This is a genomic window from Allocoprobacillus halotolerans, from assembly GCF_024399475.1.
Lineage (GTDB): Bacteria > Bacillota_I > Bacilli_A > Erysipelotrichales > Coprobacillaceae > Allocoprobacillus > Allocoprobacillus halotolerans.
Map to the genome: position 1 here is coordinate 2312616 of NZ_CP101620.1, position 17342 is coordinate 2329957.

The 17342-nt window shown below is 29.5% G+C and carries 18 protein-coding genes, 2 pseudogenes and 2 other annotated features (1 of these 22 only partly in view); of the genes and pseudogenes, 19 read left to right on the forward strand and 1 reads right to left on the reverse strand.

Annotated elements, in window-relative coordinates:
• Positions 1–197: 197 nt before the first annotated feature.
• The 10 genes and pseudogenes from htpG (at position 198) to NMU03_RS13680 (ending at position 7480) form a co-directional block, all read left to right on the forward strand.
• Positions 198–2041: pseudogene (gene htpG, locus NMU03_RS13635) on the forward strand (molecular chaperone HtpG).
• Positions 2042–2202: 161 nt separating this feature from the next.
• A complete protein-coding gene (locus tag NMU03_RS13640; RefSeq protein WP_290139053.1) occupies positions 2203–2532 on the forward strand; it encodes a hypothetical protein in 330 nt (109 codons plus the stop codon).
• Positions 2533–2550: 18 nt separating this feature from the next.
• Positions 2551–2907, forward strand: a complete 357-nt coding sequence (locus NMU03_RS13645; protein WP_290139055.1) for a hypothetical protein — start codon at positions 2551–2553, stop codon at positions 2905–2907.
• 52 nt (positions 2908–2959) lie between these two features.
• On the forward strand, positions 2960–3499 hold the full coding sequence (locus NMU03_RS13650) for a nitroreductase family protein (protein ID WP_290139056.1): 540 nt from the start codon (positions 2960–2962) through the stop codon (positions 3497–3499).
• An 8-nt stretch (positions 3500–3507) separates the two neighbouring features.
• Positions 3508–3741: a hypothetical protein gene (locus NMU03_RS13655; RefSeq protein WP_290139058.1), complete on the forward strand. Its 234-nt coding sequence runs from the start codon at positions 3508–3510 to the stop codon at positions 3739–3741.
• 57 nt (positions 3742–3798) lie between these two features.
• Positions 3799–4008: a binding site (T-box leader), on the forward strand.
• A gap of 232 nt (positions 4009–4240) precedes the next feature.
• Positions 4241–4918: a substrate-binding periplasmic protein gene (locus NMU03_RS13660; protein ID WP_290139060.1), complete on the forward strand. Its 678-nt coding sequence runs from the start codon at positions 4241–4243 to the stop codon at positions 4916–4918.
• 19 nt (positions 4919–4937) lie between these two features.
• Entirely contained in the window at positions 4938–5621 is a 684-nt protein-coding gene (locus tag NMU03_RS13665; protein ID WP_290139061.1) for an amino acid ABC transporter permease, read from the forward strand.
• Entirely contained in the window at positions 5614–6342 is a 729-nt protein-coding gene (locus NMU03_RS13670; protein WP_290139063.1) for an amino acid ABC transporter ATP-binding protein, read from the forward strand. The genes NMU03_RS13665 and NMU03_RS13670 overlap by 8 nt, the downstream gene beginning before the upstream one ends.
• Positions 6342–6572 carry a hypothetical protein gene (locus NMU03_RS13675; RefSeq protein WP_290139065.1) on the forward strand — a complete coding sequence of 77 codons (231 nt, stop codon included), beginning with the start codon at positions 6342–6344 and terminating at the stop codon, positions 6570–6572. The genes NMU03_RS13670 and NMU03_RS13675 overlap by 1 nt, the downstream gene beginning before the upstream one ends.
• Before the next feature lie 11 nt (positions 6573–6583).
• Entirely contained in the window at positions 6584–7480 is an 897-nt protein-coding gene (locus NMU03_RS13680; protein WP_290142353.1) for an aminotransferase class I/II-fold pyridoxal phosphate-dependent enzyme, read from the forward strand.
• Here NMU03_RS13680 and NMU03_RS13685 read toward each other — a convergent pair.
• The gene (locus NMU03_RS13685) at positions 7475–8785 is read right to left on the reverse strand and encodes an oligosaccharide flippase family protein (protein WP_290139067.1); all 1311 of its coding nucleotides are present in this window, start codon (positions 8783–8785) and stop codon (positions 7475–7477) included. The genes NMU03_RS13680 and NMU03_RS13685 overlap by 6 nt on opposite strands.
• Positions 8786–8864: 79 nt before the next feature.
• On the opposite strand from NMU03_RS13685, the gene NMU03_RS13690 reads away from it, so the two are divergent.
• From NMU03_RS13690 to NMU03_RS13730, 9 genes and pseudogenes are all read left to right on the forward strand, one after another.
• On the forward strand, positions 8865–9152 hold the full coding sequence (locus tag NMU03_RS13690; RefSeq protein ID WP_290139069.1) for a post-transcriptional regulator: 288 nt from the start codon (positions 8865–8867) through the stop codon (positions 9150–9152).
• 152 nt (positions 9153–9304) lie between these two features.
• Entirely contained in the window at positions 9305–9652 is a 348-nt protein-coding gene (locus tag NMU03_RS13695; RefSeq protein WP_290139071.1) for a hypothetical protein, read from the forward strand.
• The gene (locus tag NMU03_RS13700) at positions 9607–10926 is read left to right on the forward strand and encodes a single-stranded-DNA-specific exonuclease RecJ (RefSeq protein ID WP_290139073.1); all 1320 of its coding nucleotides are present in this window, start codon (positions 9607–9609) and stop codon (positions 10924–10926) included. Before NMU03_RS13695 ends, NMU03_RS13700 begins: the two co-directional genes overlap by 46 nt.
• A 59-nt stretch (positions 10927–10985) precedes the next feature.
• Positions 10986–11497, forward strand: a pseudogene (locus NMU03_RS13705) (adenine phosphoribosyltransferase).
• A gap of 45 nt (positions 11498–11542) precedes the next feature.
• Positions 11543–13753 carry a RelA/SpoT family protein gene (locus NMU03_RS13710; RefSeq protein WP_290139074.1) on the forward strand — a complete coding sequence of 737 codons (2211 nt, stop codon included), beginning with the start codon at positions 11543–11545 and terminating at the stop codon, positions 13751–13753.
• A 56-nt stretch (positions 13754–13809) separates the two neighbouring features.
• Complete coding sequence (locus tag NMU03_RS13715) at positions 13810–13953, forward strand: hypothetical protein (RefSeq protein ID WP_290139076.1); 144 nt, start codon at positions 13810–13812, stop codon at positions 13951–13953.
• 942 nt (positions 13954–14895) lie between these two features.
• On the forward strand, positions 14896–15588 hold the full coding sequence (locus tag NMU03_RS13720; protein WP_290139078.1) for a LytR/AlgR family response regulator transcription factor: 693 nt from the start codon (positions 14896–14898) through the stop codon (positions 15586–15588).
• Positions 15589–15963: 375 nt separating this feature from the next.
• Complete coding sequence (locus tag NMU03_RS13725; protein ID WP_290139079.1) at positions 15964–16407, forward strand: GHKL domain-containing protein; 444 nt, start codon at positions 15964–15966, stop codon at positions 16405–16407.
• On the forward strand, positions 16404–17276 hold the full coding sequence (locus NMU03_RS13730; protein WP_290139080.1) for a hypothetical protein: 873 nt from the start codon (positions 16404–16406) through the stop codon (positions 17274–17276). The genes NMU03_RS13725 and NMU03_RS13730 overlap by 4 nt, the downstream gene beginning before the upstream one ends.
• A 34-nt stretch (positions 17277–17310) precedes the next feature.
• Positions 17311–17342, forward strand: a binding site (T-box leader) (it continues 153 nt past the right edge of the window).

Consider the following 17342-nt stretch of genomic DNA (forward strand, 5'->3'; position numbering starts at 1 on the left):
CCTTTCTATATTTTCATTATTATATAATTTTATGGTGTGAAAGTAAAATAAAAACTTTAGCACATTCCTCTTGACAGTGCTAAAAGATAGGTGTAATATACTATTAGCACAAAAAACACGAGAGTGCTAATGAAGGAGATGTAATTATGGCAGAAAAGAAACAGTTTAAAGCTGAGTCACAAAGATTATTGGATTTAATGATTAATTCTATTTATACACATAAGGAAATCTTTTTAAGAGAATTGATTTCTAATGCAAGTGATGCTTCTGATAAATTATATTATAAAGCACTAACTGAAAATTTAAATGGTATCTCAAGAGAAGATTTATCTATTCAAATCGTGATAAATAAAGATCATCGTATGTTATCTATTATTGATCAGGGAATTGGAATGAACGAAGAAGAATTAGAAGAACATTTAGGAACAATTGCTAATAGTGGTTCTTTTGAATTTAAAAAAGCTTTAGAAAAAGGACAAGATGATGTTGATATTATTGGACAATTTGGTGTTGGTTTCTATTCAGCATTTATGGTTGCTCATAAAGTAGAAGTCATTTCTAAAAAATATGGTGAAGATCAGGCATATATCTGGGAATCTGATACAAGTGATGGTTATACAATTAAACCTATAGATTACCCAAATTATGGAACTAGAATCAATTTATATTTAAAAGATAATACGGATGATGAAAACTATGATCAATACTTAGATGAATATGAAGTTCAAAGATTAGTTAAGAAATATTCAGATTATGTGCATTATCCAATTCAAATGGATATGACAACTTCTAAGAAAAAAGAAGATAGTGATGAATATGAACAAGTCATTGAGCATAGAACATTAAATTCAATGGTTCCATTATGGAAAAGACCAAAGAAAGAAATTACACAAGAAGATTATAATGAATTCTATAAAGATAAATTTAATGATTTCAGTGATCCAATGTGTGTTATGCATAACAGTGTAGAAGGAACAATCTCTTATGATTCACTATTATTTATTCCTTCAAAGCCACCAATGAATTATTATTCACAAGATTATGAAAAAGGTTTACAACTTTATTCACGTGGTGTCTTTATTATGGATAAAGCCAGTGATTTAGTGCCTGAACATTTTAGATTTGTCAAAGGATTAGTTGATTCACAAGATTTATCATTAAATATTTCTCGTGAAATGTTACAACATGATCGTCAATTAAAAGTTATTGCTGATAAAATTGAAAAACGTATTCAAAGTGAACTTGAAAAGATGTTAAAGAATGATCGTGAAAAATATGAAGAATTCTTTAAGAGCTTTGGATTACAATTAAAATTTGGTATTTATAACAGCTATGGTATGTTGAAAGATAAGTTACAAGATTTATTGCTTTATTATAGTGCTAACCAAAAGAAAATGATTACTTTTTCAGAATATGTTGAAAACATGAAAGAAAATCAAAAGGAAATCTATTTTGCTAGTGGTGAAAGCTATGATAAGATTGATTTATTACCAACTGTTGAAATGGTGAAAGATAAAGGGTTTGATATTCTTTATATGATTGATAATGTTGATGAATTCTGTATTCAAATGTTAAGAGATTATAAAGAAAAACCATTTAAAAATATTAATCAAGGTGATTTAGATATTGATAGTGAAGAAGAAAAGAAAGAATTAGAAAAGTCAATGAAGATAACAAGGATTTATTATCTTCATTAAAAGAAATCTTAAAAGATAAAGTTCAAGATGTTAAAGTATCTTCACGTTTAAAAACGCATCCAGTATGTTTAGTCAGTGGTGAAGGTGTTTCTTTTGAAATGGAAAAAGTTTTGAATCAAATGCCTGATGGACAAAATATTAAAGCTGGAAGAATTTTAGAAATCAATCCAAATCATGCAATTTTTACAGCGTTGCAATCTTTATATGAAAAAGATCAAGATAAGATTAAAGATTATGCATCGTTATTATATGATCAAGCTTTATTGATTGAAGGATTTACAATTGAAGATCCAGTTGCATTCTCTAATAAAGTTTGTCAATTAATGGTAGATGCTAATAAATAATTATGAAAGGAACAGTTTTATGTGAACTGTTTCTTTTTTTACGATATAATAACAACAAAGGGGATGAATGACATGAAAAAAGAATTTTCATTTTGATAGCGATATCTTTTACAATGTTATTATCAGCTTGTCAAAAATAAGACAATACACCAAAAGAAGATGTGACTTTATATCGCTTTGCTGATTATTATTCATGGTTTTTAGGACAGGAATATTATCAAGATGTTATGAGTTATAGGAACAATGATAAAACAATTGAAATCAATTCTAAGTATGGTAACTCAGCTTATCGTATGGAAGTGAATGAGGATTATTCAACGATAACAATTCAAATCAGTGATAAACATTTTCAAGATGTTTTGATAAAACAAACTTTTGAATATGGTGGCAATCTTTTAGGAGTAATCAGCATTGTTAATGCCAATCGTGTATTAGTGACAAAAGATTGTAACAGTGCGGTTGATATTCATATTGTGAATGCCAATCGTTAACATCAAGTTGCACAGGCATTGTTTCCTTATGAATCTATTCAAATCACATCTCAAGACTGGCAAAGAAGTTTGATGGAGGATGTAGAAATATCATCACAAAAGGAAGGCTATTCAAGAGTTTTGGCTCAAATCGTTGAAATCAATGATCAACGGATTCTTTTTAGACCATTAGAAAATAATCTTTATACTGATGAACAACTATGTTTATGTTTAGAAAGTAATTATGCCAAAGATGTGCATTTGGCTTATCAGTTTCAAAAGGGTGATGAGGTTTATTTGACTCTAAATGGAAAATATGTTTTGCATGATGATGGGGATAATATCAATGATATTGCACCACTATCCATTATTTCAACTCAATATATCAATGAATAATGGCTTTACAAATAACAATCGTTCAGTTTATAATAGAAATAGGTGATAAAATATGGAGTTACAAGACGTTTTAGAAAAAAGGAAAAGTATCAGAAGACATTATCTTAACAAAAATATTGATGAAGATGTATTAGAACAGTTAATTGGGGCAGCTATTTTAGCGCCTTCATGGAAGAATTCACAAGTGACACGTTATTATATTGCTAAAAGTGAAGAAGCAAGAAAAGCAGTGAAAGATGCATTGCCTGAATTTAATCAGGAAAATGTGGGAGATGCGCCTGTGTTTATCGTTTCAGCGATTATTTTAAATCGTTCTGGCTATAATAGAGATGGAACACCAACTAATGAATTAGGAAATGGATGGGGTTATTATGATTGTGGTTTACACAATATGAATCTTTTATTAAAAGCCACTGAACTTGGTTTATCAAGTCTTGTTATGGGCATTCGTGATGAAAAAGCAATTCAAACATTTTTTGAAATTCCTGATAATCAATCAGTTGTCAGTGTTATTGCTTTAGGCTATGATGATGGTCAAAAAGTAGAAAGACCACAACGTAAGACTTTTGAAGATATTGTTGTAATGAAATGAGGATGAATATGATAATTTTATATATTATAGGTGGATTCTTAGGGTTAATTGTAGCTATATATTTGCTTGATCGTAGAGAAAAGATGTCAGCAAAAATTAAAGAAATCAAAGAACAAAAAAAGGAAATTGAGGCTATAAATCAGCAATTAGATGAACTTCAATATCAATTAGATGTGATGGAAGAACCCATTCAAAAAGCGAATCAAATCAGTTCACAGATATTATTTTATATGAAAAAATAGTGTAAGAATAAAAAAGTATTGACATGTTTATGCAAATGCATATAATAAAAGCATATAAAAAATTCGATGAAAAAGAGAGTAGTTTAAACAAATATCAAGCGAGCTGATGTTGGTGTAAGATCAGTATAGGCGTTTAAATGAACCGCACTTTGGAGAACGATATCTGAAATTAAGTAGGGTATTGAGTGAATCTGCTTTAAGGATAGAGGTGGATATATCTTAGATATATCAAAAAGAGTGGTACCGCTGAAACATTTCGTCTCTTAGTTTGACTAAGAGGCGTTTTTTTATAGGGAGGGGATATTATTTGATAAGGATGATTTTACGGTAGGATTAATAAAAAAATAAGAATAAAAATGAAATAAAAATAAAAAGAAAGAAGAGGGAAAAAGATGAAAAAATTATTTAAAGGATTATTAGTTGCCGCTATGGCATTAACAGTTACAGCTTGTGGAGGAAATGATAATGGTGCTGACAATACAGCTGATTCAAAAAAGAAGTGAAAGAAATTAATATTGCGGTTTCTCCAGATTATGCACCATATGAATCATTAGATACAGAAGGAAATATTGTGGGATTTGATCCAGATATGATTGCATTATTTCCAAGTTATTTAAATGATGAAAATACTGAATACAAATTTACATGGCATCAAATGTCATTTGAAAATATTGTGACTCAAGTTCAAAGTGGACAAGTTGATTTAGGAGTTTCAGGTTTTACTTATGATGAAGAGAGAAAAGTAGAATGGTCTAAGCCATATACTGCAACTGCTCAAGTTGCTGTTGTTAATAAAAATTCTGATATTAAAACAGTTGATGATTTAGAAGGAAAAGTTATTGCAGCACAAAGTGGTGCTACAGGTGAAGATGCGGCTAAAAGTATTAAAAATGCAAAAGTTGTTTCAGTTTCTAATGTTCAAGAAATCTTTAGTGCATTAACAAGTCAACAATATGATGCTGTTGTTGTGGATTTAGCTGTTGCTCAAAATTATGTTAAAGAACAAGGTTTTGTTATGTTAGAAGAATCATTACTTGATGAAAAGAATTATATTATTGCTAAAGAAGGAAATACTGAAATGATTAACATGGTTAATGGATGTTTAGATAAATTCTTAGCGAGTGATGATTATTCAAAATTATGCGAAAAATATGGTTTAAAACAATTAGAAGAATAAAAAAGAAAGGGGATAGATCATGTTTACTGCATTTTGGGATATAATGACCATCGAGAACTTTATATATCTTTTTAAAGGGGCAATGGTGTCATTAAGTATGGCAGCTCTATCCCTTTTTATAGGTTTGATTTTTGGTGTGCTGGGGGCTTCTGCAAAAATATCAAAAAATAAATTTTTAAGAATTCTTGGTAATATTTATGTAGAAGTGATTCGTGGAACACCGATGTTATTACAGATTTTATTGATTTTTAATGTTGTGCCAATCATTATTACACAAATAACAGGTAATGTTTTTAGGATGGATTATTTCTTGATTGGTGTTGTTGCGATGAGTATTAATAGTGGTGCTTATACAACAGAATTGATTAGAAGTGGTATTAATGGTGTGGATAAAGGACAATGGGAGGCTTGTGAAACTTTAGGGTTATCTCGTTGGCAAACCATGCGTTTGGTTATTTTACCTCAAGCATTTAAAAGAATTGTCCCTCCATTAATTAGTGAGTTTATTACTTTAATTAAAGATTCTTCTTTAGTCAGTGTAATTGGAGCTGTTGAATTATTGAATTCGGCAAAAGTTTTAGGAAATCAATATTACGAATTTATGTCACCATATTGTATTGCTGGGGTTTATTATTTAGTGATGACATTAACGATTTCATATATAGCAAAGAGATTAGAAAGGAAGTTGGCACTCAGTGATTAAGGTTGAAAATATCGTCAAACAATTTAATAAATTAAAAGCTGTTGATGGCGTTTCTTTGGAAATCAAAAAAGGTGAAATCGTTTGTTTGATTGGTCCATCTGGCTCAGGAAAAAGTACAGTTTTAAGATGTATCAATGGCTTAGAAAAACCAGAAAGTGGACAGATTTATATTCAAGATGAATTACTTGATGAAAAGAATAAAGAGTCATATAAGAACTTAAGAAGTTTAATGGGATTTGTTTTCCAGCATTTCAATCTTTTCCCTAATATGACAGTTTTAGAAAACTTAACTTTAGCACCTATTCAAGTGATGAATAAAAGTAAAGAAGAAGCACAGGAAATTGCCTGTAAATATTTAGAAAGAGTTGGACTTTTGGATAAGAAAGATGAATATCCAAATAAATTATCTGGAGGGCAAAAACAAAGAGTTGCTATTGCTAGAAGTTTGTGTATGAATCCTCAGATTATGTTGTTTGATGAACCAACAAGTGCATTGGATCCAGAAATGGTTATTGAAGTGCTTGAAGTTATGCAAGAATTAGCTAATGAAGGAATGACAATGGTTGTTGTGACACATGAAATGGGATTTGCGCGTACAGTTGCTGATCGTGTGATTTTTTTAGAAGATGGAAAAATTGTTGAAGAAAATAATGCTGAGGAATTCTTTAAACATCCTAATACACAAAGGGCTCAAGAGTTCTTGAATAAGGTTATGCATTAATGAAAATTAATGAATTTAAAGTAGAAACGTGGATGACTGATCATGAAAATGACTGTCAATATAATTTGACAGAAACATGTGTGTCATCCTTATCTTTATCAGATCTTCAACAATTCGTCAGTGAAAATATTGTCGAGTCAATGATGTCTATGAAAATGGACTATGGACCAATTGTTGGTTCTAAGCGTTTAAAAAAGCCATTTTATCATTATATGAACAAGGTGATTTAGAGAATATTACGATAACACATGGGGCAATTAATGCCAATGAATTGGTATTAATGAGTTTATTAGAGGCTGGTGATCATATTGTCAGTTTATTTCCAACCTATCAACAGATGTATGATTTCCCATTATCTTTAGGTTGTGAAGTTTCTTTGATTCATTTAAAGGAAGAAAAGAACTGGTTACCAGATATTGAAGATTTTCGTTCTTGTATGCAAAAGAATACCAAAATGATTTGTTTAAATTCACCTAACAATCCAACTGGAACAACTATTCCAATACCATTAATGAAAGAAGTCATTGCTCTTGCAAAAGCATATGATTGTTATATCTTGTGTGATGAGATTTATCGTGGTGTTGATACTGAAAACCAAGAATTATATCCATCATGGAGTGATTATTATGATAAAGCGATTGTAACACAGAGTTTGTCTAAAGTCTTTTCTTTTGCTGGATTAAGACTGGGATGGGTTAAAGGGCCTAAAGATGTGATTGATTTGATTAATTATCGTCGTGATTATCATATTATCAGTTCTGGGCCATTGGATGATTATTTGGCTTGTCTTGTTTTGGAAAATAAAGATGTGATTTTAAAACGTAGTATTGCTATTTGTCAAAGAAATAAAGATATTTTAAAACAATGGTTAGCACAAGAGCCACTTGTATCATGTGTTATTCCAAGACATGGAACGGTTTGTTTTTTACATTATCATTTGGATATCCCATCTGCTTATTTCTGTGAAAAATTACAAGAAGAAACAGGGGTATTCTTTGTACCAGGCAGTGCCTTTGATAAAGAATATCATTTAAGATTTGGATTTACACAAGATGAAAAAACAATGAAAGAAGGTTTAATGACTTTCTCACATTGGTTAAGACAGTTTGATCAAAAGCCTATTGAAGTAATTTTATAGGCTTTTTTTCTTTTTATAGACAAGTTGATAAACAAAGTAGAAAGAGAAAACAAGTGTTGAAAACAAACCAATTAACATAACTATTGCAACACTTTCAACCTGAAATCGAGGGATTAAAATAATCAAACAAACAAGTTCAATCAAAACTTCAAAAGTACTCATCATAAACATTTCTTTATTTTTATTAAATGCTTGAAGGGTTGCGCTTAAAGGTGTTTGTAAATAAATAATAGTAAAAGGAATACACATATACTGGAGGTATTGATAACCATTTGGGGTATTGTACATAATCTGTAGGCAAATATCACCATAAAAATAAAATAATAGAGTAAATGGTAAACTGATGAGAAAGCAGATAAGAATACCATAGAAAACATGTTTTTTTAGAGCTGTTGTACGTTGATAGGCAATATCTTTATTTAAAATAGGGAGTAGTAATCTTAAAACAACATTATTGAAAAAAGTAGGAGTGACTAATAATGAAATCACATATCCATTGATGATGGCATATTGAAGATGAATTTGATTTTCATTGATATGCAGTTTTGTGAGAATAGAAACCAGTAAAATAGGTTCTAAAAAGTTATAACACACATGTAAGAGCCTTGAACCTGTTAAAGGCAATGCAATATTCATCATATCCTTAAAAATAAAATGTTCTTGAAAATAAGCGATGGGATGATAATGCCAATTGACTCTTCTTTTAAGACGAAACATTAAAAAAAGAATGGAAGTGAATTCTCCAATACTCATTGCAAGAATTGCGATAGCAACAAGATAAGTCATGGCTAAATGAGAAAAATAACGAATGACAAAATAAGTAAAGAGGATACGTGCCAGTTCTTCTAAAAATTGTGCCAATGATAGATTCCATACATCTTCCTTACCTAAATAATAATTTTTGATAATACCACTGATTCCTACTAAAGGAATAAAGGGGAGCATACAAAGTAGAGGTAAATACGCTTGACTTTGTTTTAGAAAATATACAGCAATAATTTTTGAAAAACATAAAAGTGTACCCATGATACATAAACAAGTTACAAAGCAGATACATATGGCTGAAATGATGACTTTTTTATTGTCGTAACGAGGATGTGAGACAAGGCGAAAGACGGCTGAAGGTACAGAAAATTGTGCTAAGGTAATACATAAAGATAATGTTGGAATAACCAAAATATAGAGAGCCATTCCATTTTCATCTAAAAGGCGAGATAAAAGCATGCGATTGAGTAAAGAAAAGACTTTTGTGATAAGAGTACTGCTGGTTAATATGAGAAATGAATTAATCAATTTTCTTTTCATAAAATACTTCCTTTATTGTCGAATTTCCTTTATAATAAATATGTTGAAGATTTAAAAAATATGTTAGGAAGTGCAGTCAATGGAAATCAATATGAAGAATAACTTGCCATTAGATATTCTTTTTTTAATTCGTATAAAAGCTAATGAATTTAAAAATGAAGGTGTTCATGAAATTAATAGCTATGATATTAAAGATTATCTTTATTCTATTAAATGGAAAGATGTGGAGACAAAAGCTATGTGTGATGTTATAGATGATATTATGTCATTACGTTTTTCTGAGGTTTTTGATTATTTAAAAATGAAAGTCATTAAAGAGGCTTCAACAATGAATATTGATGATTTTAGTGACTTAATTGCCAAATAATATAACCATGATGAAATCCTCTAACTTTGATTGTTGTTAGCAGGACTTTTTTATTTTTAATGGGTATGGGCTTGATAGGCAGAATATTTGAAATTAAAAATAAGTATATGTTATAATTAATCCATATGATTTAAAGGAGATAGATGTTAGTTATGAAATATAAAATCATAGAGCCACTGCATTATCAACAGATTCAGGCTCAATATCATGTCAATTCTTTATTGGCAAAAGTCATTGAAAGTCGTCATTATGATGAAAAAACACTTAAAGATATGATGAATCCACGTTTGATTTATCACGATTTTTCATTATTTGAAGAAGCTGATATGACTTTAGAAAGAATTCATGAAGCCATTGAACAACAAGAAAAAATTTGTGTTTATGGTGATTATGACTGTGATGGTATTTTAGCCACAGTCATTCTGGTACAAGCTTTTTGGAATTGGGAGTTGAAGTGGGATATCATATTCCCCATCGTTTTGATGATGGCTATGGTTTGAATGTTAAGCGTGTGGAACAAATGGCTCAAAAAGGTTATTCTTTAATTATTACAGTTGATAATGGTGTGAAAGCTTTTGATGCTGTGGAAAGAGCAAACGAATTAGGGATAGATGTTATTATTACTGATCATCATCAATTTGATCAAGACTTACCTGATGCTTGTACATTTATTCATACAAAATTATCTCCTGATTATCCTTTTAAAGAAATTTCAGGTGGTTTTGTAGCATATAAATTAGCGAGTGCCCTGTTAGGACATCAAGACAAATATTTGTTTTGTTTGGCAGCTATTACAGCTATTTCAGATATGATGCCATTGTTGGATGAGAATCGTTCTTTAGTCAAAAGAGCTTTGATGTTTATGAAGGAAGCTAAATACCCTTCTTTAGAATTATTATTAGGGGATCAACAAACTTATTCCACACAAAGTATTGGTTTTGTGATTGCACCTAAAATCAACTCTTTTGGTCGCTTACCTGAACTATGTTCACCGAATGTTCTGGTTAAATATTTCTTAAAAAATGCGCCACGTGAATATATGATGAAAGTGGCTCAAATGGCCTCGTCTTTAAATACCAAAAGACAAACCTTGACTAATCAACAATATGAATTAGCTAAAAAAGAAATGAATGATGATTTTTTGTGTTGGGCAAGTGATCAAGTTCATGAAGGAATCATGGGATTGATTGCTGGGAAATATACACGTGAATATGAAAGACCAAGTTTTGTAATGAATTATGATCGTCAAAAGGGAATATATAAAGGCAGTGCAAGAAGTGTTGAAGGTTTTTCTTTGCATCAGTTTTTTACAGAGCATCAAGACCAGTTTGTTGTATGTGGAGGACATGCTTTGGCTGGAGGATTTACAGTGGATGAGGCTCATTATGATTCGTTTTGTCAATGTGTTAGTGCGGCTTTGCAAGGACATCATTTACAACCAACGACTTCTGTGTTACAGATTGATGAAAATGATATTCATTTATCAAGTGTTGAATCTCTTTCATTACTTGAACCTTTTGGTATGAAAAATGAAGAACCACTCTATTTATTAAAAAATGTTCCTGTTGCTAAGGTGCAACAATTAGGGCAAGGAAAACATTTAAAAATGGAAAGTCAATTTCCACATAGTAAAATGTCTATGCTATATTTTCAACATGGTGATTTATATGGCGAATTAAAAAATATAAAAACAGTGAACGTGATTGGAACACTTCAAATCAATGAATATCGTCATCAAAAAAGTTTGAATTTTATTATTAAAGATATCGTATAATATCTTTATAAAAATGATAGATTTTGTTATAATAGACAAATAAGGAGGGCTTTTAAGCTATGGATTTAAAAAAGTATATTAAAGATATTCCTGATTTTCCAGAACAAGGTGTAATCTTTAGAGATGTGACACCACTCTTGGCTGATAAAGATGCTTATCAAGAATCTATTCGTTTATTATGTGAGTTTGTAAAAGAGAAAAAGTGGATGTAATTGTTGGACCTGAGGCAAGAGGTTTCTTGTTTGGATGCCCAGTTGCTTTAGCATTAAACTGTGGATTTGTTCCAGTGAGAAAACCAGGTAAATTACCTCGTGAGGTGATTAGCCAATCATATGATTTGGAATATGGTTCAAATGAAATCCAAATGCATAGTGACAGTATTCAGCCAGGTCAAAATGTTTTGATTGTGGATGATTTATTAGCTACAGGAGGAACTGTTGAAGCTGCCATATCTTTAATTGAAAAAATGGGTGGAAACGTTGTAGGAGCTGCTTTTTTGATTGAACTTGAAGCTTTAAAAGGGAGAGAACTTTTAAAAGAATATGACGTTTATTCAGTCTTAAAGTATTAAAAGGGACGCAGTCTCTTTTTTTACATAGTAAAGGAGGAAAGATATATGAAATATAAAGGTGCACATGATCAAGTAACGTTTGATGATGTATTAGAAAGTTGTTCGACTTACATTACCAAAAAAGAAAGTATTGATTTGATTCAAAAAGCTTATGATTTTATCATGGTGAAACATGAGGGACAAAAGCGTAAAAGTGGAGAACCTTATACCATTCATTTGATCTGGGTTGCATATATTTTGACGACTTTACAAACCGGACCAACAACGATTGCAGCAGGGCTTTTACATGATGTTATGGAAGACTGCGATGTGCCTCATGATGAAATGGTAGAACGATTTGGTGAGGAAATTACAAGTCTTGTTGAAGGCGTAACAAAAATTAATAAAATGCCTTTTAAAGATGAAGCCGATGTCTATGCTGAAAATCATCGTAAGATTTATATTGCTATGGCAAAAGATATTCGTGTCATTTTAATTAAGTTGGCTGATCGTTTGCATAATATGCGTACTTTACAATATATGCCACCAGCTAAACAACAGCGTATTTCCAGAGAAACATTGGAAGTCTATGCACCGATTGCTCATCGTTTAGGGATTAATGATATTCGTATTGAGTTAGAAGATTTATGTTTACATTATTTAGATCCAAAAGCCTATCTTGAAATATCTGAGTTATTAGAACAAAAACGTAGTGAACGTCGTGAATCGGTTGAAAAAATGATGAAATCTGTAGAAACATTATTGGATGAAAATCATATTGAATATCGTATTAAAGGACGTGCTAAACATATTTATAGTATCTATAAAAAAATGGTTATTAAACATAAACGTTTTGATGAACTTTATGATTTAAATGCATTGCGTATTATTTTAAAAGATAAAATGAAATGTTATGAAGTTTTAGGAATTATTCATGATCATTATCGTCCGTTACCAGGACGTTTTAAAGATTATATAGCGATGCCTAAGCCTAATATGTATCAATCTTTGCATACTGCTGTGATTGGTGAAGATGGGCATATTTTTGAAATTCAGATTCGTACTGAAGAAATGGATGAATTGGCTGAACGTGGGATTGCCTCACATTGGCGATATAAAGAAGGCAAAGACTATTCATCGAAACTAGAACAAAAAGATATTGTTGAAAAATTACAGTGGTTAGGAGATTTTATCACTTTAAGTGATGAAATTAAAGATGGAGATGCTAAAGAATATTATGATTCTTTAAAACGTGATATTTTTGAAGCCAATGTCTACGTCATGACACCACAAGGAAAAATTGTTGAATTGCCTAATGGGGCGACACCAATTGATTTTGCTTATCGTATTCATACAGAAGTTGGACATCATGCCGTTGGAGCGATTGTCAATAATGTGATGGTTCCTATTAATACCAAATTAAAAACTGGTGATGTTTGTGAAATAAAAACAAATAAGAATTCTGGGCCAAGTGAAGACTGGTTAAAATTTGTCAGAACTGCTGGTGCCAGAAATAAAATTAGACAGTATATCTCAAAGAAAGATGCTGAAACACAAAAAGAAGCGATTGAAGAAGGGAAAAAATTATTAAAAGAAGAAATTCGTAAGCGTGATTTGGATGAAAAGAAATTTATGGATCCAGAAACTTATAAAGCTTATTTTGGTTCTTTTGGTGCTAGAAATTTCGATGATTTAATGTTGGTTATTGGTAAAAAACAAGCAATGGCTTCAACGCTTATTGATAAAGTTTTACCAGCAAAAACTGGTTTCTTTGATAACCTTTCTAAAATTCTCAAGAAAAACAACAATGCTTTAAAAAATCAAAAGAAAAGCAGTTTAGGAATCAGTGTCAAAGGTGTGGATGGATTAAAGGTTCAATTATCTAAATGTTGTAATCCAATACCAGGTGATGATATTGTTGGTTATGTTTCTAAAGGTCAGGGAATTAAAGTCCATCGTGCAGATTGCCCAAACCTAAAAGGAGTGGAACAGGGACGTTTGATTGATGTTTATTGGGATTATACCAATATCATGCAAAAACGTTTTGAAGTAGATATTGATATTCGTGGTTTAGATCGTCCAAATATGTTGAATGATATTATTACCGTATTAGGACAAGTGAAGGTCAACATTTTAAATATTAATGCTGGTGTTGAAGATACTGAAGCACGAATTCAGTTGAAACTTTCTGTTGAAAATGCAGAACTATTACAATTAACTATTGATAACTTAAATAAAATACAAGGTGTTTATAGTATCACAAGAGTGATTCATTAATTCATAAATGGAAATTTCCATTTATGAATTTTTGGAGATATAAAGGGGGGATATGGATGAAATTATCAGAAAAAGCAATTATGATAGCTATTGTAACATTTGTTGTTTTTATTCTTGGAACAATGTTATTAGGAAATCTACTAGGAATTATCTTTTCTGGTGGGGAAGATGCTATTAATTCTTTTTTTATTTTTTACTAGCAGGGGAAGCCTTATTGGCTTCATTACTTGTAGGATGTACTTATTATATGGTAAAAAAGAAATGATTTAATCAATTTTAATGGATTGAGAAGATTTGCATTTATCATCTATAAAAAATTAAAAAATCATGATAAAAAGAAGATAAATTTTAAAAAAATATTTTCATAATACGAAAATGAAAAGGCTTCCAATTTTATAAAAAATGTGTTATTATATAGATGAAGAAAAGGAAAGGAAATGAAAGGAGGTCTTAAAGATGATGAAAGAAAAATTAGAAATGAAAACTTTATATTTAGGACCTAAGTTCATGGAAAATCTAAATCTTCCAAAAGAATATAGATTAGAAAGAGATCTTCTACCCCCTAACATATGTTAGGCCTGGTAAAGATAGGCCATAGATATAAAAAAGTTCATGATATAATAAAGAATGATTTCAATGGGTGAATGAGAAAGGTTGATAATTATTTGATTCATTAATTTAAATTATATGAAATTGATGATAAATAATGAATTGAAGATATTTGATATAAAAAAGTATGAAATATAAATTATCAAGGAGTAAAAAAAGACATAGAAATATCGCTTTATCGAAAATATGGAAACATTAGTCATGAGATTATCAATATGGAAATAAGTTTTATTGAATATTTCTAATGATATGTATGAAATAAGTTGTAGAAAAAGAAATAAAGCAATAAGACAAGTGGAAGTAATGATAAGAAAATAGATAATTGAGTGTCATCGTTATTTATAATATTCATATAAATGAATCACATTGAAGATAATATTTCTTCTTTAAATAATAGATAGAAATCAAGAATTATCTTGATTTCTATTTTTATTGTTGTGTTTTTTCCAAAAATAACATAAACTTTGTCAAATATGTCATTAAATTGATATATAAGCAAAAAATAGTTAGAATAAAAAACTAGGGTGATATATATGCTGAGATTAGCTGTCTTTGATGATCAAGAGGAACATTTGAATTATATTGTAGAAGTATTATCCAATGCTTTGGATAATACAAATTTAACTTTTGAAATAAAAACAATGATTCAGTGTGATTCTTTATATGCGCTTCTAGACTTAGAGACAATTCCTTTTGATTTCCTTTTTATAGATATTTGTACACAAGAAGGGACAACTTTAGATTTTACAAGAACGATGTATCAAAAATATCCAGATATCCAAATTGTTTATATAACGAACTATGATAATTACTATAAAGATATTTTTTATTCATCTGTATTTTATTATGTTGAAAAGAAAGATTTGTCTTTAAAGATTGATCAAATTATTGAGAAAATATTAGATTATTATGCATCAAAAAAGTTCATGATTCATACAAAAAATAAAGATATTTATTTTCAACAATCGCAAATTATGTATTTAGAAAGAAAATTAAGAATGACTTATATTGAAGATTGTTATGGTGAAATTTATACATGTAACGAAAAATTATCTGATTTGGCTTTGCGTTTAAATCATCGCTTTATTAGAGTTCATGAAAGTTATATTGTCAATTCTGATTATATTGCTGTGATGAAAAGAACATCTATTGAACTAACAAATGGTAAAGAGATTCCTGTCAGCCGTAAATATCATAATCTCTTAAAAGAAAGGCTGTTCTTATGAAAAAAGACATTTATTTGCATCTAAAAAATTAAGATATTACTATTTTACTTTGTGCCTTATGTTTTTTGTTTTTGGTGTTATGAATTATATCATCATGTTTTATTTTAAATATATATATAACATGTTTGATCCTAATATTTTTACTTTTATTACCTCGCTCGTATCTATTATAGTAGGATTCATTTTTATTTTCGTTATTTATCGTATAGGACAATACTATCGAAATCTTTATGATTTTTTCTTTCGTCAAATCATCAATCTTATTTACAGGAACAAACAGATTTACAAGATAATTTTCAATATATAGAAAAACAGTATTATGAAAATATCTATCAGGAATTAAAAAGGCTGGAAAAGGATGATTTTCATCAAAGAATGTTATCTTTAGAAGAAGTCATTCAAACATATAAAAATACCTATTCTCGAAATATGATTATTAATAGTTTGTTGTCCTATAAATTTCAAACACCTCAATATCAACATATATCTATTTATACAAATATTCATGTGCCATCAAAGTCTTTTGTATCAGATATTGATTTATCAGCATTATTATTTAATTTAGTAGATAATGCTTTAAAAGGCGCAAGCCAAACAACGCAACCAGAAATCTATTTATCTATGGAAGAAAAATATCGTTGTTTAAAAATTCATATTCATAATAGTTATATTAAAAATCAAACGGTTTTACCTCGTCATCATGGATATGGTATAAAAATTATGAAAGATATTGTTGAAAAATATCATGGTGAGATGATTATAACGAAAAATCATCATTTTGATGTGATGATTTATCTATATGAGGAGGATGGTTTATGATTTTTGTCTATTCTTTAATTATGTGGTTCGATTTTTCTTTTTGTTTGGTATATTATACAAAATCTTTTTTTCAACCAAAATATAATTTGATGAAATCATTTCTTATATCCCTTATTATCCATTTGCCTTATTCCATTCTTTCATGGTATGGGACATATTTAAGTTATTATCATTCATCACAGGAAATCTTATTAACAATCGTTGGATTTATAGCGTTAATCTTTTTGTATGTTTCAAGACAGATATATCTTTGTTTTTTAACAGACGCCCATTTTAAAGGGGGACTTATTTTTCAATTTATATATCTTTTTATGAATATTATACGTTTAGGATTTGAAGATTTGACAATGTTTATAGGTGGAATTTTCTTACAGTCACATCAGCTTGTCTATTTAGATTTGATTTATAAAATCATTTCTTTAATTGCCTTGTATTATTTTACAGGTGTGTTATATCAAAAGGTCAATATTATTTTCTTTAAAATGAAAACTGTTTTTGTCTTTGTTTTAGAGTTCTTTTTTATACAATGTTTGGGTGCGTTTGAATCTGTTTTGATAAATTTACTTGCTTTTGTTTTGAATATGATTTTGTTGTCTGTTTTATTAAAAGAGATTGACCGTGATTATGGATTAAAAACATATCGTGAAGCGATTGATTATCAAAATCAAAGAATTTCATCCATGTTAGAAAAGCAGAGTCAATATAATGAAATCTTGTCTAAAATCAGACATGATGAAAATAATCATTTATTAACATTACGTTTGTTGTATCAACAAGATCCAAGTCAGGCCAAATCTTATCTCCAACAATGGCAAAAAGATATTGAAGAAAAGAGAAATGCAAATCTTTATCAAGAAAAACAGGATTGAACTTGATTTTTATGAATGAATCTTTTATAATGATGTCAATCCGTTGAAGAAGATTAAATAGTGATA

Bases quoted from the DNA above. Each gene is read 5' to 3' on its own strand.
- NMU03_RS13665 (WP_290139061.1), top strand. From the start codon at position 4,938: ATGTTTACTGCATTTTGGGATATAATGACCATCGAGAACTTTATATAT.
- NMU03_RS13695 (WP_290139071.1), top strand. From the start codon at position 9,305: ATGAAATATAAAATCATAGAGCCACTGCATTATCAACAGATTCAGGCT.
- NMU03_RS13655 (WP_290139058.1), top strand. From the start codon at position 3,508: ATGATAATTTTATATATTATAGGTGGATTCTTAGGGTTAATTGTAGCT.
- NMU03_RS13730 (WP_290139080.1), top strand. From the start codon at position 16,404: ATGATTTTTGTCTATTCTTTAATTATGTGGTTCGATTTTTCTTTTTGT.
- NMU03_RS13650 (WP_290139056.1), top strand. From the start codon at position 2,960: ATGGAGTTACAAGACGTTTTAGAAAAAAGGAAAAGTATCAGAAGACAT.
- NMU03_RS13715 (WP_290139076.1), top strand. From the start codon at position 13,810: ATGAAATTATCAGAAAAAGCAATTATGATAGCTATTGTAACATTTGTT.
- NMU03_RS13675 (WP_290139065.1), top strand. From the start codon at position 6,342: ATGAAAATTAATGAATTTAAAGTAGAAACGTGGATGACTGATCATGAA.
- NMU03_RS13685 (WP_290139067.1), bottom strand. From the start codon at position 8,785: ATGAAAAGAAAATTGATTAATTCATTTCTCATATTAACCAGCAGTACT.
- NMU03_RS13720 (WP_290139078.1), top strand. From the start codon at position 14,896: ATGCTGAGATTAGCTGTCTTTGATGATCAAGAGGAACATTTGAATTAT.
- NMU03_RS13710 (WP_290139074.1), top strand. From the start codon at position 11,543: ATGAAATATAAAGGTGCACATGATCAAGTAACGTTTGATGATGTATTA.
- NMU03_RS13690 (WP_290139069.1), top strand. From the start codon at position 8,865: ATGGAAATCAATATGAAGAATAACTTGCCATTAGATATTCTTTTTTTA.
- NMU03_RS13725 (WP_290139079.1), top strand. From the start codon at position 15,964: ATGTTATCTTTAGAAGAAGTCATTCAAACATATAAAAATACCTATTCT.